Raw genomic sequence first — 21,610 nt, 5'->3', positions numbered from 1 at the left:
AGTATGAAACAGAAAATTTACCAAATAGATGCGTTTACCGCCAACTTATACGGCGGCAACCCTGCTGCGGTGTGTGTATTACATACATGGTTACCAGAGAGGGTAATGCAAAATATCGCCATGGAAAATAATCTGGCGGAAACAGCCTTCGTAGTAAAAAATGAAATAGGCTATGACATTCGTTGGTTTACTCCCGAAACAGAAGTGGATTTGTGTGGTCATGCAACTCTTGCCTCGGCCTATGTTATTTTTAATTATTACGAAAAAGAAAAAAAAGAAATAGTATTTGCATCTCTAAATAGGGGACTATTGCATGTAAGTTTGCAAAAGGATGGATCCATCTCTCTAGATTTTCCAGAAGACACCTTAAATCCCATACAAGCTTCTGAAGATCTGATCCAGGCGATTGGCCAAAAACCTGTTGCTGCCTTTAAAGGCAAAACAGATATTATGCTCATTTTTAAAAGCGAAAAGCAAATAAGGGATATAAATCCCAATTTCCACTTGTTAGGGCAGTTAGCCGTGAGGGGAATAATCATATCCGCCGCAGGCGATAATGTAGATTTTGTTTCGAGATTTTTCGCCCCCAATTGTGGTATAAATGAGGATCCGGTAACCGGCTCAGCTCATACTAGCCTTGTCCCTTTCTGGTCAGAGAAGCTTGGTAAAAATAATTTGAGTGCAAGACAACTGTCTAGAAGAGGTGGGGCAATAGAATGTCAGATAAAAGGAGATCGTGTAATACTAACTGGTTTTGCCGTGCCTTATTTGGAAGGATATATTGCTATTTAAATAACCACAAAACACTTACCTTTAAATTATAATAATTACTATGTATCCATTAAGACGTAATAGAAGATTAAGAAACAATAAGGTGATTAGAAGTCTGGTCCGTGAGACTATTCTTACTCCGGACGATTTTTTAGTCCCTCTTTTTGTTGTTGAAGGTAAGGGCGTTAAAGAGGAAATTGTTTCTATGCCAAATTATTATCGCCTGAGTTTAGATATCCTTGCGAAAGAGGTAAAAGAATTGTGGAGTCTAGGTCTGCGGTCCGTACTATTATTTGTTAAAGTCCCTGAAAACCTAAAAGATAATAAAGGAACGGAGGCTTTGAATGAATATGGATTAATGCAAAGAGCTATTAAATCGATTAAAGACGTATGTCCTGAAATGCTCGTTATGACTGATGTAGCACTAGACCCATATTCTATTTATGGGCATGACGGCATAGTGGCCGATGGAGTGATACTAAACGATGAAACAAGTGAAATACTAGCCCAAATGAGTATTTCCCATGCTTCAGCCGGAGCGGATTTTGTGGCACCCAGCGATATGATGGATGGGCGAATTCAAATAATTCGGGAAGCTTTAGAGGATGAAGAATTGATTGATACAGGAATATTAAGCTATTGTGCTAAATATGCAAGTGGTTTATATGGCCCATTTAGAGATGCTCTGGAATCTGCACCAATTGATAAGGAAAATATTCCTAAGGACAAGGAATCGTACCAAATGGATCCTGCCAATCGATTGGAGGCCATCAGAGAAGCACATATGGATGTTGACGAAGGGGCGGATATAATTATGGTTAAACCCGGCCTATCCTATTTGGATATTGTAAGAGAATTAAAAGATGAGGTAGACGTACCAGTTGCCGTTTATCAGGTATCCGGAGAATATGCGATGATTAAGGCGGCTGCAGAAAAAGGATGGATAGACCATGATACTATTATGATGGAACAATTGATTTCGATGAAAAGAGCAGGTGCGGATATTATCGCTTCTTATTTTGCCAAGGAAGTGGTTAAACTTCTTGGATAGATTCATTTAAAACGTTCTATCATGGCAACCCATATACCCTCCAAGCACTTTTGCAATTTTAAAATACTAATTAGTATTTTAATGATTTCCCTAGCTAGCTTTCCATTAGTTGGACAAGACTTTTCTGAAGCTTATGTTGGCAAAAATACTTATGAAGATCCTTTGCCTATTGATTTAATAAGCAAAACAATCAGTCTAAGAATTGATTCAATTATAACAGACGGTATTTTAAGGAAGGCCTTCCCAGGAGCCCAAGTTCTCACTGCGCATAAGGGGAAAATCATCTACCACAAAGCCTTTGGCTATGCAACCTACGACAGTATTCAGAAAATTCCATTGAATGCATTATATGATCTGGCTTCCGTTACCAAAATTCTTGGCCCGCTTCCAGCCCTTATGAAACTATATGACGAGGGCAAGATAGAATTGGACGTTCCGTTTAGTAACTATTGGCCAGGATGGAAAAAAAGAAAAGATAAACGCGATCTCACTTTAAGAGAAATTCTGTCCCATCAGGCCGGTTTGGAGCCTTATATTGTCTTCATGAACGAGGTGTTGAAAAAAAATAAAATTAAGAGCAACATCATTCACAACACAGCATCTTATAGATTTAACAATCCCATAAATGATTCCCTTTACATAAGAAGTAGTTTTAAAAAGAAAATCTATCGAGAAATAGCCCAAAGTTCTATTGGAGAAGAGAAAAAGTACAAATATTCTGGTCTTGCCTTTCTAATCTTTCCCAAAGTAATAGAAAATCTAAGTGGTAGTTCTTATGAATACTATTTATACAAGAATTTCTATCAACCCCTAGGTTCAATAACATTAGGATATAAACCAAAAGAGCGTAAACTTCTAAACGAAACTATTCCAACGGAATATGATTCAATCTTTAGAAAAACTCTTGTAAAGTCTTGGGTGCATGATGAAAATGCTGCTCTTTTTGGAGGAGTATCGGGAAATGCTGGTCTTTTTGGCACTGCTATGGACTTGTTTAAAATAATGCAGATGTACCAAAACTATGGGGTCTATAACTATCGAAAATATATTTCGGAATTAACCTTAAAGGAGTTTACTAAAACACAATATCCACTTAATGATAATCGACGCGGTTTGGGATTTGATAAACCCTATCTCAACAACAATTCATTGCCAATAACAGAGGCCTATCCTGCACCTAGTGCAAGTAAGGAAAGTTTCGGACATAGCGGTTTTACAGGTACTTTTGTGTGGGCAGATCCAAAAAACCAATTGGTATATATATTCCTATCCAATAGAGTCTATCCTACTAGAAGTCATAGGAATCTATACAGTCTGAATATAAGAACCTCCATACATCAGCTCTTTTACAATGAAATATTGGGCTATTAATAATAAGGCTTTGAAGCATCTTAAAGAGTTTATTAGTATTTTAGTAGCTTAAGTTAGACCTTCATGGAACTCCTTGTTTTTTACGCTCTCATATCGATATTTTTTTCTTTCTTATGTTCGATCTTAGAGGCCGTACTACTTAGCGTAACGCCAACTTTTATTAACCTAAAGAAAAAAGAAGGTAAAGAATACGCCTTCAAGCTCGAAAATCTCAAAAAGGATGTAGACAAGCCATTAATTGCCATCCTAACCTTAAACACCATTGCGCATACCGTTGGGGCAATTTTAGTAGGCGTGCAGGCAAAAGTAGCTTACCAAGAAATTTATGGTGCAAAAACGCAAACCGTTTTTGGCATTAGGATAACGGAGGATGTTATGGTAGGAATAGTTTCTGCTTTAATGACGGTTCTCATCTTAGTTGTCTCAGAAATCATTCCAAAGACCATTGGGGCAACCTACTGGAAAAAATTGGCTAACTTTTCCACTAGGGCCCTAGATATACTGGTCCTAGTCCTAAAATGGACCGGAGTTTTATGGGTCTTACAATTATTTACCAAGCTAATAGGTAAAAAAGAACTACACGGAAGTGTTCTAAGCAGGGAGGATTTTACTACAATGGCCGATATAGCTAGCGAAGAAGGCGTTTTTCAGGAATCGGAGTCTAAAATCATTAAAAATCTATTAAAATTTGACGAAATATATGCCAAGGATATTATGACTCCTAGGGCGGTTATTAAGATAGCCGATCAATTAACCACCATAAAAGCCTTCTTTATGGAAAATCGAAAATTACGATTTTCGAGGATACCCGTATATATGGATAGTCCTGATCAAATAACTGGTTATGTACTTAAAGATCGTGTTCTTGAAGAGATTATCGAAGAAAATGGAGATGCTGTTCTAGCCGATATTAAAAGAGAGATCTTAATAACCAAGCGCGATACTCCAATTCCTCAGCTGTTTGAAACTTTAATAGCTAAAAGAGAACATATTGCCCTGGTGGTTGATGAGTATGGTTCGGTAAGCGGTCTAGTGACCATGGAAGATGTTATTGAAACACTATTAGGCCTTGAAATAATGGATGAAAGTGATAATGTTGAAGATTTACAACTTTTGGCACGTAAAAAATGGGAGGATCGAGCGAAAAGAACCGGAATTATTGAGTAATGGAAACAGTATTTATTAAAACCCCTCTTGGTTATACCAAAATAGAAGGCAATCATGAAGGTCTCTCTTCAATTAGCGTTTTAGAATCGCAGGAAAAAGAGAGTCTTGTAATCCCCCAGTTTTTGGAAGATGCTGTCTATCAATTGCGAGAATATTTTGAAGGAAGCCGGCAGAAATTTGATCTACGTTTAAATCCTGAGGGAACCGAGTTTCAAAAAAGGGTATGGAAGGCATTATTAGACGTGCCCTATGGAAAGACCTTATCTTATTGGGATCTTTCTAATATTCTGGGAGACGTAAAGGCTATTCGAGCCGTAGCCGCAGCAAACGGGAAAAACCCCTTATGGATTGTAATACCTTGCCACAGAATTATAGGTTCAGATGGCTCTTTAACAGGTTATGCAGGAGGGGTACATCGAAAAAAATGGCTTTTAGACCATGAAAATCCTGTGAAACAGCAATCTCTCTTTTAAGCATACAGACTATATGGTTTGTAAAAGCTGAATAATTATACTATAAAGAACTAGATTTTAGTATTTCGACGAAACTGTGATTCTTTTGTCCCTTTTTTGACTTAAAGCCTTACATCCATACTCTAGTAAAAAAAGACTGACTAGTCTAGAACGCTATTATTGCCTTATAAAATAGTCTGGTGCAAAATCTAAGGCCTCACGTAGCAATAATTCCCCTTCTCTTGAGATAATTAGAATCCCTCCTTTTAATAGATCAGGGCTTTCAAAAGTGGTATAACCCACTAGAAATGTGTCTGATTCCTCCTCATAGTCAAATGCACTAATTTCTAATGGAATCCCTATTTCATCTTGAACTTCTTGCGCTATAGAGACCATATCGATGATTGTATTTTCTTTTTGAACGAAATCGTAGTATGCCGGTCCAAAGCTAATAGGAGAGGGCTGGAAATAGAAATTCAGATAATACAAGCCATTGTTAGCAAATTCTGCCTGTGTTTGTATAGCGCCAGGGCTAAAAAATCTGTTAATTATTAATGATTCCTCTTGTATTGGCTCTAGAGAGGAAATATCATAAAGTGTAAAACTATAGTCGGAACTATTATTCCCACTGATAATCCCAATGTTCTTATCCTTTGCAATAAAGATACTAGGGGCAAATTGTCCAAAATCAAAGGTCCTAATCAAAGTATTTAAATTAGTATCTACTACGGCAAGTTTATGGTTCGAATTTGAGTCCATATAGCCTAAAAACAACCTGCCATTGAGATAAAGAGGTTGGTAAACATTATTTACATCAAAATCCACTATTAAATCTTCTTCTTCCTGAGTAACTAGATCAATTATTCTTACTCCAAAATTTGTAGACCCTCTGGGACTATAATTGGCCATAAAAATCTGACTTTCAGAAGTTGCTCCCCAAATGACCGATCTTTCGTTAGAATCGGTATAAAACTCATTTACAAAATTTGTTTCACCCGTTATGTAGTTCCTTTGAACTGCCGAAAATTTTCCAGCAGAAAAAATGAAAAATGTTAGCGTTTCAGATACTTGTCTAAGGGTAAGGTATTCTCTTAAGACATTGTTCTCTTCCGTTAAATTAATTAGTTGGCCAGATTCATCTAAACCATCGTAATTAAATTGAAAAACTCCTTGAAAATTTTCTCCAATAACGGAGTAGCTGGGAAAGTTAGAAACTGAAGTATCTTCTATTCCTTCATCATCATTCGAACAGGATAGTAACAGAGTAAACACCCCAAACCAAAATGGGATGAGTAATCCTTTGTAAGATTTCATGCAGTTTTTTGGGAAAGTTAAGGATTAAATCCAAGAATTTATCTTAAAACCCTACTAAAGTATTCTTGATTTGGGCGTAAAGCCATGGCTGCTTTATTTCCTTATTCTAGCCCTGCCCCTTCACTTTTGTCGCTTTATTAGAACTTAAGTCTTTCCCCGTCTCCTCGTCTGGTAAAATATACTCTAGTTCTCCTTCACTGTCAGAATTATCATTAGTACAAGATATCAAAAGCACAAAACTAACAACAAATGGTAGCAAACAAACTATCCTTGTAAAAAAATTCCGTTTAGAAAACATATCCCTTTAATTTTTATAAATAGTAACGCATTTACTAAAAATATATTGATGCTCTAAGAAGTATTTCGATGAACCGCAAGGTCTTTTCAACAAAGACCTCTAGTTTTGAATTCTTGCGGACTTTAGCATCCAATGAAAATGAAATTCAAAAATATAAACTCTGAAGACGTTCTTTTTATTAAACTCGAAACTGTTCGTCAAAAATTGAAATTCGAATTACTAGATGACAATCAAAAACTCTTTTGGGGTAGTAAATCTAAATACAATTGGGCTAGGGAGCATCCGTCTATATCTTATAAAAGAGAGGCCGCTCTGTGGGCAGAATTTGGTAAAATTTCTTCAATAACCACTGGATCTCTTGAAACCAATGCAATTGGAAAACTCCTAAACATAAAAACTTTTAAAGGAAAAGAACCAGATATACTTTTAAATTTTAAGGCTTATATTCTGAAATTTTTTAATAAATCAAGACACCTTTTTTGTGCCCATAACGGGAAAGAATTTACTTTCCCTTTTCTTGGAAGAAGGTATCTTATAAATCAAATTAAACTGCCAGAAAAACTGGCTGCCTATGATAAAAAACCTTGGGAAACTCCTTATTTAGATACTCTTGAATTATGGAAGTTTGGTGCCTATAAACACAATATTTCTTTAGCCCTTTTAACAAATATCCTTTCCGCCATTAAAACAAGTAAAAAGAAAGAAGGCACCCATCTTGTAGGTGATCCGGCGTCTGATTATACCAGTCAATCTAGAAAATGGAGTTCTGCCGAAAAAGACATACTAAACTTGGTTAATGTTTTTTTACGATTTAAAAATGAGAGAATCCTGTGCAAGGAGCAACTAAAACCTATAGATTAAAATTATGGATTGTATTCTAGCTGGATATAAACCGGAAAATGATCACTAGACCCACCTAGATACTTGGTTCCCACATACGTTCTAAACGGATTTCCAGTATACCGTCCAGACCACTCTCTAAGGTTATAGCTATCAAAAATATCGGCCTCAGTAAAACTATGTTGTTTTGTAGCATAATTAAAAAAGCGTTCAGAGATAATAATCTGGTCAAAAAGAGACCACTGCCTTTTATAATTGGCACTCCCTCTTTCTTCGCTTAACAAGGTCTCCATAGGATTATATAAAGGCTTGGAACTAATCATATGCCGAATACTCTGGGCATTTGGGTTGTCATTAAAATCTCCCATTATTATATACTTAGGATTTGAATGATTCTTCTCTATTTCCGTCATTTCCATTAAGACTTTTTCCGCGGCTAACATTCTCTTCTCTAAAGTTTCTGAGGCACCCGTTCTCCTGGAAGGCCAATGATTTACAAAAACATGTATTTCTTCTCCGTTAAGTTCTCCACGTATATATAGAATATCCCTTGTTGTATCTCTAACCCCATTATCATTAAAAATAAGCAAGGGAATGGGTCTCGATTCAATTACTTTAAAATAAGACTTTAAATATAAAAGAGCTGTATCTATTCCTCTCTCGTCAGGAGATTCAAAATGTACAAAGTCGTAATCATAATCCTTTAAGCCTTTAGTGGAGAGTAAATCCTTGATAACTTCACTGTTTTCCACCTCGACAATACCAACAAGTGTCGGAGGTTTATATGCCGTTTCTTTACCAATTTTAGAAATTGTAGTAGAAAGTTTTCTTAACTTCTTCCTATATCTTGCGTCCGTCCATTTTTTGCGTCCATTTGGAGTGAAGTCTCTATCAAGAGTATGTTTATCATCTTTAGTATTAAACAAATTCTCCAAATTGTAAAATGCAATTGTATGTAAATAATTGTCATCTTTGCTATCTGAAAAAGGAAAACCCATAAAAGATATTTGTTTAAAAGTACAAAAATGAACTTACTGGGATTAACCAGATTTGTTTAATATTAAAAAGCATGATAGAAAAGACCCAGAGCATTGAACATGAAAAAACGGTGTTGATTGGTGTTATCAATCAAAAGCAGAGTGAAGACAAGGTGAAAGAATACTTGGATGAGCTAGAGTTTTTGACTTATACTGCTGGTGGCCAAGTAGAGAAAAGGTTTGTTCAGAGGGTAGAAGTGCCTAACCCAAAAACATATATCGGTAGTGGAAAAATAAAAGAGGTGGAAGCTTTTGTTAGCGAAAATAAAATTGGCTCTGTTATTTTTGACGATGAACTTTCGGCTGTACAACAAAGAAACATTGAAAAAATTCTTCGCTGTAAAATACTAGACAGAACGGGATTAATCCTTGATATTTTTGCACAAAGAGCACAAACGAGTTATGCTCGAACGCAGGTTGAACTTGCTCAATACGAATATTTACTTCCGCGATTAACAGGGCTTTGGACGCATTTAGAACGGCAAAGAGGTGGGATTGGAATGAGAGGTCCTGGGGAGACAGAAATAGAAACAGACCGAAGAATTGTAAGAGATCGTATTTCTCTTCTAAAAAAGAAACTAGCTAAGATTGACAAACAAATGGGTACCCAACGTGGGAATAGGGGTTCTCTGGTTCGTGTAGCCCTTGTAGGATACACCAATGTTGGTAAATCTACTCTAATGAACGTTATAAGTAAAAGTGATGTTTTTGCAGAGAACAAATTATTTGCTACCCTAGATACAACGGTTAGAAAGGTTGTTCTTGGTAATTTGCCCTTTTTACTTAGCGATACGGTTGGATTCATAAGAAAACTTCCAACACAGCTAGTAGAAAGTTTTAAAAGTACATTAGACGAAGTAAGGGAGGCAGATTTATTGCTACATGTTGTAGATATATCACATTCCAACTTTGAAGATCATATCAGTTCAGTCAATCAAATTTTAAGTGATATCGGCGTAGCTGATAAAACCACCCTGATGATATTTAATAAGATTGATCAGTTCAAAGTTGAAACCATCGATGAGGATGATTTGGTTACAGAACGTACCACAAGGCATTATTCTATTGCCGACTGGAAACATACTTGGATGCAAAAAGTTGGTGAAAATGCTATCTTTATTTCTGCTCTTAACAAAGATAATTTAGACGAGTTCAGACGCTCAGTATATCATGCAGTTAGAGATATTCACATCTCCAGATTTCCCTACAATAATTTTTTATATCCGGAGAATTTAGATGAGTATTAGGTTTTATCCCGCCCCTTTTTAAAATTTATGGATATTAAAAAACCCGGTAATTCTAACCGGGTTTTTTAATACTTGCTTTTATATTTAGAACTTATAACTAATTCCTAAGGTGTAATATGTCTGTAGGTCGTTATCAATACTATCAAACGTTGCATTTGCATCTCCCAATGTATTTATCGCGTAATTTAAGGCCTCCTGCTTGTTATCTCTTAGACCAAAATCAAATCCTAAACCAATCCCTTTCCAAATAGTATAACTGAAGGAGTTTGTCCAAGTCCAGTTTGATAAATTGGAGGATTTATAACTAAAAAAAGAAGATAGGTTAGATTTAAGTTTAAACTTTCCAATCTCTTTACTATAGTCAACAACAATCTTTGCCCCAAATGAAGACTCAAAAATTGTGTCATCACTACTAAAAACAAAATTGTAGTTTAAAGGATGAATAACTACTAAGAAATCTGTAAAGGGAGTCCAGGTACCACCCACACCTAGATCTAAATATCCAGGATCATTGAAGTTGCTCAAAATCGTTGTTCTATACTCCCCTAGAGCAGAAAGGGCAAATTTTTCACTTAATTTCCATCCGTATAATGAAGAGATATTAAAGACATCTGTAGCTTGTCTAAAACCATTTTGATCGTCTGGGTCGTCTTTATCATCAAATTTTACCCAGTTCAAATTCAAAGTAAGATCTGTTCTCCAAAAATATTTAGGCTCGTTCTTATGAGCAAATCCATTTACAGTAAAACCTATGGTGCCAGCGTCATTATTAGGTGTTTCTTGCGCATACCAATTGCTAAAACCAGAGAAACTTCCTCCAATAGTACCAAAAGCACCTATCTTCCAGCCAGGTAAGGCATCAATCTCTGCCTGAAGAGCATCAATTCGACTTTGTATGTCATTTATAGAATCCTGTTTTATAGATTGCGCCGCCTTCAAATCTTCTTCTGTTTGAGCGTGCAAGGTTATAGCCATGAGCAGTAACCCAGTTAATAAAGCAATTTTTTTCATAGTGTTTAGTGTTTCTTTAGAAGTGTAAATGTATAAAATGTTGCGTATTACGAATTTATTTTCAGCCTTTTTTCCTTTTAATTAATGGTACGGATGAACAGGCTTCCCCGTACATTAAACTTTTAGTTACCCCTTGTAATTTTTGTGTAATCCACAAATAAGCATTCGGGGGAATGGGCTTGTTCGTGCAGCCTTTAACGATGACCGCTTTGTCTTTAAATGGCAATGTATCCAGGGAGTCAAGGACCGACTTAAAAATCACAGTCTCTAACAATTCAAGATTTCCGATCACCACTAATTTAGCTATATGATCCAGTTTCGTAACAAGTAGCATGTACGCCCAACCTGGAATTATGGCATCTGTACTGCAATTCAATGCAATATATGCGTCTTTATAACTATCCCATAAATGGTTATCCAGATGGTTTCTAAACTCCTTCTCTTTAAGAATGAAGCCATTGAACAACCAATCTTTAATATCAATTTCTACTCGTTTACCCTCTGGATAGTAATCCTCTAAATCAAAAGTAATTAAACTACTATTGGCTACACGATTAATAATTTCGGACATACAAAGAGTTTTGGTCTTATAAATACTATAGCAATCCCAGTTCCAATTTTGCTTCCTCACTCATAAGGTCCTGCGTCCATGGCGGATCAAATGTAATTTCAACCTCCGCATCATTTACCAAGTCCAAAGATTTCACCTTTTCTTCAACTTCCACTGGCAGAGTCTCAGCCACAGGACAATTGGGAGAAGTTAGCGTCATAAGTATCTTAACATCCATAGATTCATTAACGAAAACATCATATATTAATCCCAGCTCATAAATGTCCACCGGGATTTCTGGGTCATAGATAGTCTTTAATACCACCACAATTTTTTCCCCAAGTTCCTGTGTACTGTTCACAATATCCTCCATTGTACAATATTTAAGTGTTAGTTTAATTGCGTTTGATAAGCAATTGCATATAATTTCAATTGTTTTATCATACTTACCAATCCGTTTGCCCTTGTTGGCGACAAATGCTCTTTTAAGCCAATTTCATCAATAAAATTTGTATCTGCCTTAATTATATCCGCAGGTTTTTGATGACTAAATACTCGGATTAGAATGGCAATAATTCCTTTGGTTATTATGGCATCGCTATCTGCCGTGAATACTAATTTATCAGCTTCTAACTCGGCATGCACCCATACTTTACTCTGACAACCTTTAATAATATTATCATCTGTTTTGTATTGTTCTTCAATTAAGGGTAAGGATTTTCCAAGCTCTATCATGTATTCATAGCGTTGCATCCAATCCTCAAACATGGAAAACTCCTCTATGATTTCTTCTTGAATATCTTTGATTTGCATAGTCTTTCCTTCTTATAAAATTTTATCCTTTAAGACAGCATAGATTTTGCCTTCAAAACACCTTCCACTAGTCGATCTACTTCGTCCAAAGTATTGTAAAAACAAAAACTCGCTCTAATTGTTCCAGATATATTGTAATAATCCATTATTGGTTGGGCACAATGATGACCGGTTCTTACGGCAATTCCTAGTTTGTCGAGGATAGAACCAATATCATAAGGGTGAATCCCTTTGATATTAAAAGAAATAACAGAAGTCTTTTCAGACGCTTGCCCGTAAATTTCAAGACCTTCTATTGCACTTAATTTCTTAGTTGCGTAAGACAATAACTCATGTTCATAAGCCGCTATATAATGTAGCCCAAAACCATTTATATAATCTATTGCTGCTCCTAAAGCTATACCTCCTGCAATATTTGGTGTCCCAGCTTCAAATTTATGAGGTAAGTCTGCATAGGTGGTTTTTTCAAAAGTGACTTCAGATATCATCTCACCACCACCTTGATAGGGGGGAAGTTTATTTAGCCATGCTTCTTTTCCATACAAAACTCCTATACCAGTAGGCCCACATATTTTATGACCTGATAGAGTATAAAAGTCTGCCTCTAATTCTTGGATGTCTACAGTCAAATGAGGAGCCGCCTGTGCCCCATCAATTAAGATTGCAGCTCCAAACTGATGGCTCAAATCAATTATCTGTTTTATGGGGTTAATTGTCCCAAGAGCATTAGAAACATGGTTACATACTACGAGTTTTGTCCTTGAGGAAAGCAGGACTTCAAAACTTGATAATAGCAATTCTCCCTGGTGATTCATGGGAATTACTTTTAGAATAGCCCCGGTTCTTTCACATAACATCTGCCATGGAACAATATTTGAATGGTGCTCCATTGCTGAAACTAGAATCTCATCCCCTTTTTTCAAGATAGAACTAAAACCATTCGCAACTATATTGATACTATGCGTGGTCCCTGAAGTGAAAATAACTTCGTGAGGATATTTGGCATTTAAATGCTTTTGAATGGTGCTTCTGGAATTTTCAAAAGCGTCCGTAGCTTCCTGAGACAAGCTATGAATTCCTCTGTGGATATTGGCGTTATACCTTGAATAATAATCAACAATAACGTCAATTACTTGCTTTGGTGTTTGTGAGGTCGCTGCATTATCCAAATAAACCAGTGGATAACCGTTAACTTTCCTACTTAGTATAGGAAAGTCTTTACGAATAGTCTCTATATTTAGTTTTGTCTCTATCATTTCTATCAACCAACTAAACCATTGCTTATTAGAGATTAAAACCTAATTCTACACCCAACTTTTTGGCAATTAAAGTATTGATTCTCCTTTTAAGCTCTGGTATTCTTACGCTCTCTAAAACATTATTTGCAAAGGCATACATAAGTAAAGCGGCTGCCTCTTTTTTAGGTATCCCTCTAGATTGTAAATAAAACAAAGCTTCCTCATCTAATTGCCCAATAGTACAACCATGAGAACACTTAACATCATCTGCAAATATTTCTAACTGAGGCTTAGTGTTTATTGTTGCTTTATCACTTATGAGTATGTTATTATTTTGTTGAAACGCATTTGTTTTTTGAGCTACCTTATCCACTATGATTTTCCCATTAAAAACACCTGTAGATTTATCCCCATAAATACCTTTATAATCTTGATGGCTTTCACAATTAGGCTCCTTATGATGTACCAGTGTATGATGATCTACATGCTGTTTCTTTCCTAATATCGTAACTCCCTTCATTGTAGAGTCTATTCGTTCCCCGTTTTGATAAAAGTTCAGGTTATTTCTAGTTAGCTTTCCTCCAAAAGAAAAAGTGTGAATTTTTACTACGCTACTATCTTTCTGATCTATATAGGTATTGTCTATTAAAGATGCATTATCCAGGTCGTTTTGTACTTTGTAATAATCAACAATAGAATTCTTGGCAGCGAAAATCTCTGTGACACAATTAGTTAAAACTTCATTTTTTGTAAGACTCTGGTGTCTCTCAATAACTTGCAGTTCTGCCTTTTCTTCAGCTACAATTAAATTCCTGGGTTGCAACAACAATGATGCCTCTGTAGTTCCAGTTGTAAAATGTAAAATCTCAACCGGTTTTATAGGCATTTTCCCTTTTGGTATAAAAATAAAGGCACCCTCTTTACTAAAGGCTGTATTTAAAGTTGTTAACGACTCCTCTTTGGAGGCAATTTTATTAAAGTACTCGTCTATAACTTTTTTATAAACTGGCTTGGATAAAGCAGCACTCATAAGGCAAATATCTACTCCATCATGTGTTGTCTCCGATAAAAAGGAACTGTAAACTCCATCGATAAAAACAATCTTAAAGGTATCAACCTCATGCAAAAAATATTTTTTTACCTCTTTGTATTCAAGAGCATTAACCTCTTTGGGGAAAATACTGAAATTCGTTTTTTGCAAACTGTTCAAGGAGGTATACTTCCATGCTTCTTGCTTTCTGTTTGGAAAGCCTTTACTTTCAAAATTCTTAATTGCTTCAGACCTAATATCATGCACAGGATGATCTACATCCACATTATTTTCGAAAGCGAGAAAAGACGAAATTAATTTATCTTTTAAATCCATTTGATAGTGTTGTATGCTTATTTTAAAAACAGAAAAATTCGTTAATACCCAGTATTAGACAAGAGTCTCGTTCTTTATCCAATCATATCCTTTTTCTTCAAGTTCCAATGCTAAATCCTTAGTTCCCGATTTAACAATTTTACCTTCATGCAAGACGTGAACAAAATCTGGAACGATATAATCTAGTAAACGCTGGTAATGTGTTATTACTATAACGGCGTTCTCTTGACTTTTTAGTTTGTTAACTCCATTGGCCACAATTCTGAGAGCATCAATATCTAGTCCAGAATCTGTTTCATCCAAAATTGCCAATTTAGGCTCAAGCATGGCCATTTGAAATATCTCATTTCTCTTTTTCTCCCCTCCGGAAAAACCTTCATTTAATGATCGAGAAAGAAATTTTCTGTCGATCTCTAATAATTCGGACTTTTCTCTTATTAACTTCAACATTATATTAGCAGGCATATCTTCTAAACCTCTGGCCTTCCTAGACTCATTAATCGCCGTCTTCATAAAATTAGTTACAGAAACTCCTGGAATTTCAACAGGATATTGAAATGACAAGAAAACCCCTTTATGTGCCCTCTCTTCAGGACTAGTCTCGTCTAAATCTTCCCCCTCTAATTCAATCGTTCCTTCCGTAACTTCAAATTCTTCTTTCCCTGCAATAACTGCCGCCAATGTACTCTTCCCAGACCCATTTGGACCCATTATGGCATGGACTTCACCTGCTTTTACTTCTAAATCTATTCCGTTAAGAATTTCGTTCCCTTCTACCCCTGCATGTAGATTTTTAATCTTTAACATATTCCGTTTAATTTAAATAATTTGATGCCTCTGGCTTTTTTTTTAAAACTTCTAATTGGTATTGTAAATAAACTTTAATCCCTTTTTTTAGGTATTAACCAACAGATCCTTCTAAACTAATTTCCAAGAGCTTTTGCGCCTCTACAGCAAACTCCATAGGCAATTTATTAAGTACCTCTTTACTAAAGCCATTAACAATAAGCGCAATGGCCTTTTCGGTATCTATTCCTCTTTGATTACAATAGAATATTTGATCTTCCCCAATCTTACTTGTGGTAGCCTCGTGCTCTATCTGAGCCGTTTTATTTTTTACTTCTATATAGGGAAATGTATGTGCCCCACATTCATTCCCCATCAATAATGAGTCACATTGTGAGAAGTTACGTGCGTTCTTAGCACGGCCATTAATCTGAACAAGACCCCTGTAGCTATTTTGGGATTTCCCCGCAGAGATCCCTTTTGAAATAATAGTGCTCCTAGTATTTTTCCCTAGATGTACCATTTTGGTTCCTGTATCCGCTTGTTGATAATTATTCGTAACAGCAATAGAGTAAAACTCCCCTATAGAGTTATCTCCTTTTAAAATACAAGAAGGATATTTCCAGGTAATCGCCGAACCTGTTTCAACCTGTGTCCAACTAATCTTAGCGTTCTTTTCACAAAGCCCTCTTTTCGTCACAAAGTTATAGACCCCACCTTTGCCCTCCTTATCTCCTGGAAACCAATTTTGAACAGTAGAATATTTGATCTCTGCTTCATCCAATGCTATTAATTCTACAACAGCGGCGTGCAATTGGTTTTCATCTCTTGATGGTGCTGTACATCCTTCTAGGTAACTTACATAACTGTCCTTGTCTGCAATGACCAGTGTTCTCTCGAACTGTCCTGTTCCGGCCTGATTTATTCTAAAATAAGTGGATAATTCCATAGGGCATCGAACCCCTTTAGGAATATAACAGAAAGAACCATCAGAAAAAACGGCCGAATTTAATGCTGCATAAAAATTATCCTTTTGAGGTACTACGGTTCCCAGATATTTTTGAACCAATTCAGGATGTTCTTTAATGGCCTCTGAAATAGAACAAAAAATTATTCCTTTTTCTGCAAGTGTCTTTTTAAACGTTGTGGCTACAGATACTGAATCCATAACAATATCAACAGCTACGCCAGCTAATTTTTTTTGTTCGTCTATAGATATCCCAAGTTTCTTGAATGTTTCCAAGAGTTCTGGATCTACTTCGTCTAAACTTTCGTACTTAGCCTTGCTATTTGGGGCCGAGTAATATGAAATATCCTGAAAATCTGGTTTTTTGTATTTTACGTTAGCCCATTCAGGTTCTTTCATTTGTACCCAAGACCTGTATGCCTCTAATCTCCAGTTGGTCATCCAAGCTGGCTCTTCCTTTTTTTGAGAAATAGCAATAACAATCTCTTCACTCAAGCCTTTAGGAAAGGTTTCAGACGCTATATCTGTATAAAAACCATATTCATATTCTTTGGTTTCTAACTCTTTCTTTAATTCTTCTTCTGTATATGCCATAGGAGCTTATATTCTCTAATTGACTTAATAATTATAATGAAAAACTCTCACCACACCCGCACGTTCTTTGTGCGTTGGGATTATTAAAAACAAAACCTTTTCCATTTAGACCACCCGAATACTCAAGCGTGGTTCCCACTAGGTATAAAAAGCTCTTCTTATCTACTATAATCCTTACCGAATTATCTTCAAAGACTTTATCGGCTTCACTTATCTTATTATCAAAATTTAGTTCATAGGACAATCCGCTGCATCCGCCGCTCTTCACCCCTACCCGGACAAAATCTGTTTTGGCATTAAAGCCCTCTTCTTCCATTAATAGAGATACTCTTTTTTTTGCTGTTTCTGATACTTTGATCATAATTGAAGCTTATTTGGTATAATTCTAAATAGTTTACAAATATAGGATATAGTTAGGGTTTTATCATAATTGATAACATTATTATAACGTATATGTTTATAGCACAAATCTATAGTTCTTAAAGGGTTTAATCGAGGAAAAAAAACCGAGAAAAAGACCTCCCACTGAAGGGATTAAAACGCACTACTCTATTTTCAAAATAACTAAGTCTTTCGATCCCAAACTTTCTATTTCTTCAATATCAGAACTATTGCTTTCCCCGACAATTAATAAGGCATTATTAGCGCACTCGATTCCGTCAAAAGCATAATCCAAGTCCGATCCTCCGTAAGAGTTTTGCCAAAGTAAGTTACCTTCTGCATCTGTTTTAACTACCCACATATCATTCTCCCCTTTATTTCTACTGGCATGAAAATCTGAACTCTTCGAATTCCCAGTAATAATAAATCCTCCTTCTTTTGATAATGTAACACTCTGAGCCCCATCATACTCCGACCCGCCAAAGGTCTTCTCCCAAAGCATAGTACCATTTTCATCAATTTTAATTAACCAAACATCATTGATTCCATAATTAACTGAGATATCTTTGTCATTGCTGTTAGTATTGCCCACAATCACATAGGATTCATCCATAGTTTTTGAAATATCATACGCAATGTCTATTCCACTACCTCCAAATGTTTTTTCCCAAACTAACTCTCCTTGCTGATTTATTTTAACCACCCAGAAATCATAACTGCCCTGAGTTTCAGAAATATCAAAATCATCACTTTCACTGAAACCTGTTAGAATATAACCCCCGTCAAACGTCTCTACCACAGCATAAGCCCTATCATTATTAGTCCCGCCAAAATAGCTCCGCCACTCAATCTCCCCAGTGGCAGTTAATTTTGTACCCCAGAATTCTCCTACCCCATGCCTGGTTAGCAGATTTCCTTTACTATAATTTCCATCTTCCAGTGCAGCCGTTATATCAAGGAACCCGGCAACAAAAAATCCCCCGTCGGAAGTTTCAATTATGTCATACGAATGGTCGTGTCCAGAGAAACCAAAACTTTTTTCCCATTCAATTCCACCCAAAGCGTCTAGTTTCAAAACCCAATTGTCATGAAAACCTTGGTTTGCCGAGGCATCTATATCATCACTCATGGCATAGCCGGTAATTGCGTAACCCCCGTCAGAGGTTTGAAGAACTTGTTGACCTCGATCATCTTTGCTGCCTCCATAAGTATTACTCCAAGACAACTCGCCTTCTTCATCAAACTTTAAAAGCCAATAGTCATTTACAGATGTAGTTTTATCACTTAAAGTTCCGTCCGTACTCTTGGTAAATCCAAGAACGGCGAAACCCCCATCTTCAGTGCCAATTATGGATTGAGCAGTGTCTTCATCGGTCCCTCCAAAATTTTTAACCCATGACAATTCGCCCATAAAAGGCGCAATAAATTCTTCATCTTCCCTCACTCCTATATCATCCCTTGTACAGGACAAAAACATTACTAATAAAAAAATACAAAAAGTGTGCTTCATTTCTCTATGGCTCAGTTTTCCTCAATACAAAAAGTCCAAGATTAATGTCGTTAACGATAATTTTGCCGCTATTGAAGTATGGATAAAGACTCCATGCCCCGTCGAAAGTGGCGTTATTATCCTCCAAATAGGTATCAAAAAAAGCCTTTTCTTCTAATGCTCTTTCGTTTATTCCTGCCAGGTCAATAATCCTTATGCCGGCGGTATAGTTTGCCAAATAATACTCATTCCCTAAAACGTAGCCATTATGATCTACCGCAGAAGTAAGTCCAATATAGGTGTCGTGTAAAACTGGTTCGTCGAGATCGCTAAAGTCAAAAACCAAAGTTCTGGAATCGAAGCCAAAATTGAGTTCATCCAGTTCGTCCCCAACTATAAAAAAGCGTTGATCCTCCGTAAACCATCCCTGGTGCGTATATCCAATACTGCTATATCCAAATGAACTAATTAACTGTGGGTTTACTTTATCGGTTACGTCAACTATGCTTATCTGATTCTCATTTGCACCAACCAGCAATTCTCTTGCATCATAGTCGGTATCCGGGCCGGAATAAGTAACAACATGGGCGTCATGTGAATAGCCGCTTCCGCCATAACCTCCTACTACAATTGGATTTTGTGGGTCATTGATATCAATAAAAAAAGCACCTCCATTATAAAGATCATTCCTGTTAGTCCCTACGACATAGGCAAAACCGCTATCCTCATTAATAGCTATATTATGGGCATTCCCAAAATCTGTAATCCTCGCATCAGCATCAAATACTTCTGGAGGATTGGACACTTCTGAAAGTCTTGTCAAATCAAATACTTGCAACCCATGGCCAGGTGCCTCAGAAACTATAAACGCATGATTTTCAAAGACCTTTATGTCTCTCCAAGTGCTAGAGCTTGTTGCAGTAGGCAACTTTCCTAAATAAACCAAATCTTCGCTATTCGTAATATCAACAAAAGCTGTTCCATTGTTTAAGCCAACAATCGCATATTCTTTTGAACTTAGTGGATCTATCCAACCCCAAATATCATTTCCTGATGTAGCCTCCATTTCCTCCAGGGTGATGATGCCAAGCAAGTCGATTTCATTACAAGGAAATATCCCCGCTAAACCATTATTACAGGCTGTAAATCCATTTGGCAACATATCTTCTGGTAGAGTCTCTTCTTCTCCTCCGGTATCTAAATCTTCAGAAGGTGATAAGGAGGAAGCGTCGTCATTGGAACACCCAAAAAATAATCCTAGGACAAGGATGATAAGTAAGGCCTTTTTCATGAAATGAAAATTTAGCAAATCTTTTGGCCATAAAGATACTATATTATTCTCTTCACCTTATTTTTGCACTATGTTTGAGAACAAAGAATCAGAAAAAACTCCCTTGAATCAACTTGGCGAATTTGGATTAATTGAAAAATTAACCAAAGACTTCCGTTCTAGTAATGCGGAAACCCTAAAGGGTATAGGTGATGATGCTGCTGTACTTGATTTTAAGGAGCACAAATGTGTCATTTCTACAGATCTTCTTATTGAAGGCGTTCATTTTAACCTCAGCTATATGCCACTTAAGCATTTGGGCTATAAGGCTGTAATAGTAAACCTGTCGGACATCTATGCAATGAACGCGGTTCCTAAACAAATTACTGTTTCCTTAGCCGTTTCAAATCGGTTTCCTTTGGAAGCTCTTGAAGAACTATATGCGGGCATAAAGCTTGCCTGTGAATTATACAAGGTAGATCTTGTTGGGGGAGATACCACTACCTCAACAACAGGGCTGGTGTTGAGTATAACCGCAGTTGGCGATGCCAAAGAAGACAGTCTGGTTTTTAGAGATGGCGCTAAAGAGAACGATCTTTTAGTGGTCAGTGGAGATGTAGGTGCTGCGTATATGGGGTTACAGGTTTTAGAAAGAGAGAATGAGGTGTTTAAGGTAAACCCAAAAAATCAGCCCGATTTAACTCCTTACAGCTATATTATTGAAAGGCAACTTAAACCCGAAGCAAGAAAGGATATAATTACTCTGTTAGAGCAACTCGAGGTAGTCCCAACTTCTATGATTGATATCAGCGATGGTTTATCTTCCGAAATACTTCATATCTGTAATAATAGTGGCGTAGGCTGTAATCTATATGAAGATAAAATCCCCTTAGATCCAACGGTAATATCTTCCTGTGAAGAATTTAAACTAGATAGCACTCTTGTTGCATTAAGCGGAGGAGAAGATTATGAATTGCTTTTCACTATTAACCAAAAAGAATTCCCGAAAATAAAGGGCAATCCTAACTTAACTGTTGTGGGGCACATAACAGCTAAGAGTGAAGGTGCACACTTAGTTTCCAGGAATAATTCTAAAATTCCACTAACCGCTCAGGGGTGGAATTCTTTTGCCAAGGCATAAATTAAGCCACTTGTTGGTGTTCCGTTGCTCTATGTCTTTTCTGATATAGTTCTTCTAGCACATGATTAATTTCCTGAAGTTCTGGAGTTAAAACGGATAAGTTTCCACTTACATCTGTAGTGACTTCTTTCCCGCAGTGAACACATTTGTATTCTTTAATATGGGAGGTAACTTTTTTAGAGACGGAATAATGGTGCCCGAAAATACTGCAAAATAATCTCTTCATAGAAGTAGGTTTTTTATTATGTTTTTTGACGATTGGGACGTCTTTGGGAAATCTTTTAGAGATAAGACAAAGCAATGCTTCAACACTATATTACCTTATCTTAAGTATCAACGCATCTACCCAAGCTTTTATTGAGTATGTGGAATAAAAAAAATTACTTTTTCGATGAACGTACTGAAAGAGCTATATGGATTCAAATGTTTTTTGCTGATTATTAAATCAATACTCTT

Annotated in this window: 22 protein-coding genes; 8 read left to right on the top strand and 14 right to left on the bottom strand. The window is 36.5% G+C overall.

Annotated features, from left to right (window positions below; genetic code table 11):
- The first annotated feature begins 3 nt into the window (after nt 1–3).
- From PXG98_RS04135 to PXG98_RS04115, 5 genes are all read left to right on the top strand, one after another.
- On the top strand, nt 4–792 hold the full coding sequence (locus tag PXG98_RS04135) for a PhzF family phenazine biosynthesis protein (protein WP_276389145.1): 789 nt from the start codon (nt 4–6) through the stop codon (nt 790–792).
- A 40-nt stretch (nt 793–832) separates the two neighbouring features.
- Nucleotides 833–1,822, top strand: a complete 990-nt coding sequence (gene hemB / locus PXG98_RS04130) for a porphobilinogen synthase (protein WP_276389144.1) — start codon at nt 833–835, stop codon at nt 1,820–1,822.
- 21 nt (nt 1,823–1,843) lie between these two features.
- A complete protein-coding gene (locus tag PXG98_RS04125; RefSeq protein ID WP_276389143.1) occupies nt 1,844–3,193 on the top strand; it encodes a serine hydrolase domain-containing protein in 1,350 nt (449 codons plus the stop codon).
- Nucleotides 3,194–3,256: 63 nt separating this feature from the next.
- Nucleotides 3,257–4,360 carry a CNNM domain-containing protein gene (locus PXG98_RS04120; RefSeq protein ID WP_276389142.1) on the top strand — a complete coding sequence of 368 codons (1,104 nt, stop codon included), beginning with the start codon at nt 3,257–3,259 and terminating at the stop codon, nt 4,358–4,360.
- Entirely contained in the window at nt 4,360–4,833 is a 474-nt protein-coding gene (locus tag PXG98_RS04115; protein WP_276389141.1) for a methylated-DNA--[protein]-cysteine S-methyltransferase, read from the top strand. The genes PXG98_RS04120 and PXG98_RS04115 overlap by 1 nt, the downstream gene beginning before the upstream one ends.
- A gap of 156 nt (nt 4,834–4,989) precedes the next feature.
- Here PXG98_RS04115 and PXG98_RS04110 read toward each other — a convergent pair whose 3' ends face one another.
- Complete coding sequence (locus PXG98_RS04110) at nt 4,990–6,126, bottom strand: hypothetical protein (RefSeq protein ID WP_276389140.1); 1,137 nt, start codon at nt 6,124–6,126, stop codon at nt 4,990–4,992.
- Nucleotides 6,127–6,562: 436 nt separating this feature from the next.
- Here PXG98_RS04110 and PXG98_RS04105 point away from each other — a divergent pair, with 436 nt between their 5' ends.
- Nucleotides 6,563–7,285 carry a 3'-5' exonuclease family protein gene (locus PXG98_RS04105; protein WP_276389139.1) on the top strand — a complete coding sequence of 241 codons (723 nt, stop codon included), beginning with the start codon at nt 6,563–6,565 and terminating at the stop codon, nt 7,283–7,285.
- Nucleotides 7,286–7,287: 2 nt separating this feature from the next.
- On the opposite strand, the gene PXG98_RS04100 is transcribed toward PXG98_RS04105, so the two are convergent.
- Nucleotides 7,288–8,262: an endonuclease/exonuclease/phosphatase family protein gene (locus PXG98_RS04100; RefSeq protein WP_276389138.1), complete on the bottom strand. Its 975-nt coding sequence runs from the start codon at nt 8,260–8,262 to the stop codon at nt 7,288–7,290.
- A 71-nt stretch (nt 8,263–8,333) separates the two neighbouring features.
- Here PXG98_RS04100 and hflX point away from each other — a divergent pair, with 71 nt between their 5' ends.
- On the top strand, nt 8,334–9,548 hold the full coding sequence (gene hflX / locus PXG98_RS04095; RefSeq protein ID WP_276389137.1) for a GTPase HflX: 1,215 nt from the start codon (nt 8,334–8,336) through the stop codon (nt 9,546–9,548).
- 84 nt (nt 9,549–9,632) lie between these two features.
- On the opposite strand, the gene PXG98_RS04090 is transcribed toward hflX, so the two are convergent.
- From PXG98_RS04090 to PXG98_RS04040, 11 genes are all read right to left on the bottom strand, one after another.
- Nucleotides 9,633–10,559 carry a DUF3078 domain-containing protein gene (locus tag PXG98_RS04090; RefSeq protein ID WP_276389136.1) on the bottom strand — a complete coding sequence of 309 codons (927 nt, stop codon included), beginning with the start codon at nt 10,557–10,559 and terminating at the stop codon, nt 9,633–9,635.
- A 61-nt stretch (nt 10,560–10,620) separates the two neighbouring features.
- Complete coding sequence (locus tag PXG98_RS04085) at nt 10,621–11,130, bottom strand: DUF2480 family protein (protein WP_276389135.1); 510 nt, start codon at nt 11,128–11,130, stop codon at nt 10,621–10,623.
- A 25-nt stretch (nt 11,131–11,155) separates the two neighbouring features.
- Nucleotides 11,156–11,482, bottom strand: coding sequence for a DUF59 domain-containing protein (locus tag PXG98_RS04080; RefSeq protein ID WP_276389134.1), 327 nt, complete (start codon nt 11,480–11,482; stop codon nt 11,156–11,158).
- A gap of 17 nt (nt 11,483–11,499) precedes the next feature.
- Entirely contained in the window at nt 11,500–11,922 is a 423-nt protein-coding gene (locus tag PXG98_RS04075) for a SufE family protein (RefSeq protein WP_276389133.1), read from the bottom strand.
- 29 nt (nt 11,923–11,951) lie between these two features.
- On the bottom strand, nt 11,952–13,178 hold the full coding sequence (locus PXG98_RS04070; protein WP_276389132.1) for an aminotransferase class V-fold PLP-dependent enzyme: 1,227 nt from the start codon (nt 13,176–13,178) through the stop codon (nt 11,952–11,954).
- A gap of 28 nt (nt 13,179–13,206) precedes the next feature.
- Complete coding sequence (gene sufD / locus PXG98_RS04065) at nt 13,207–14,526, bottom strand: Fe-S cluster assembly protein SufD (protein ID WP_276389131.1); 1,320 nt, start codon at nt 14,524–14,526, stop codon at nt 13,207–13,209.
- Between the two features lie 54 nt (nt 14,527–14,580).
- Nucleotides 14,581–15,333 (bottom strand): Fe-S cluster assembly ATPase SufC, encoded by a 753-nt coding sequence (sufC, locus tag PXG98_RS04060; RefSeq protein ID WP_276389130.1) that lies wholly within the window; start codon nt 15,331–15,333, stop codon nt 14,581–14,583.
- A gap of 94 nt (nt 15,334–15,427) precedes the next feature.
- Nucleotides 15,428–16,873 carry a Fe-S cluster assembly protein SufB gene (gene sufB / locus PXG98_RS04055; RefSeq protein ID WP_276389129.1) on the bottom strand — a complete coding sequence of 482 codons (1,446 nt, stop codon included), beginning with the start codon at nt 16,871–16,873 and terminating at the stop codon, nt 15,428–15,430.
- Between the two features lie 31 nt (nt 16,874–16,904).
- Nucleotides 16,905–17,234 (bottom strand): HesB/IscA family protein, encoded by a 330-nt coding sequence (locus PXG98_RS04050; protein WP_276389128.1) that lies wholly within the window; start codon nt 17,232–17,234, stop codon nt 16,905–16,907.
- A gap of 183 nt (nt 17,235–17,417) precedes the next feature.
- Nucleotides 17,418–18,764: a hypothetical protein gene (locus PXG98_RS04045; RefSeq protein ID WP_276389127.1), complete on the bottom strand. Its 1,347-nt coding sequence runs from the start codon at nt 18,762–18,764 to the stop codon at nt 17,418–17,420.
- A 4-nt stretch (nt 18,765–18,768) separates the two neighbouring features.
- Nucleotides 18,769–20,034, bottom strand: coding sequence for a choice-of-anchor B family protein (locus PXG98_RS04040; protein WP_276389126.1), 1,266 nt, complete (start codon nt 20,032–20,034; stop codon nt 18,769–18,771).
- Nucleotides 20,035–20,104: 70 nt separating this feature from the next.
- Here PXG98_RS04040 and thiL point away from each other — a divergent pair, with 70 nt between their 5' ends.
- Entirely contained in the window at nt 20,105–21,154 is a 1,050-nt protein-coding gene (thiL, locus tag PXG98_RS04035) for a thiamine-phosphate kinase (RefSeq protein WP_276389125.1), read from the top strand.
- A gap of 1 nt (nt 21,155) precedes the next feature.
- Here the strand turns inward: thiL and PXG98_RS04030 are convergent, their stop codons facing one another.
- Nucleotides 21,156–21,380, bottom strand: coding sequence for a hypothetical protein (locus PXG98_RS04030; protein WP_276389124.1), 225 nt, complete (start codon nt 21,378–21,380; stop codon nt 21,156–21,158).
- Nucleotides 21,381–21,610: the final 230 nt, after the last annotated feature.

The sequence above is a fragment of the Eudoraea chungangensis genome, from assembly GCF_029360665.1.
Lineage (GTDB): Bacteria > Bacteroidota > Bacteroidia > Flavobacteriales > Flavobacteriaceae > Eudoraea > Eudoraea chungangensis.
The sequence above is the reverse complement of the archived record's forward strand: the minus strand, read 5'-3'. Positions and strand labels throughout refer to the sequence as shown.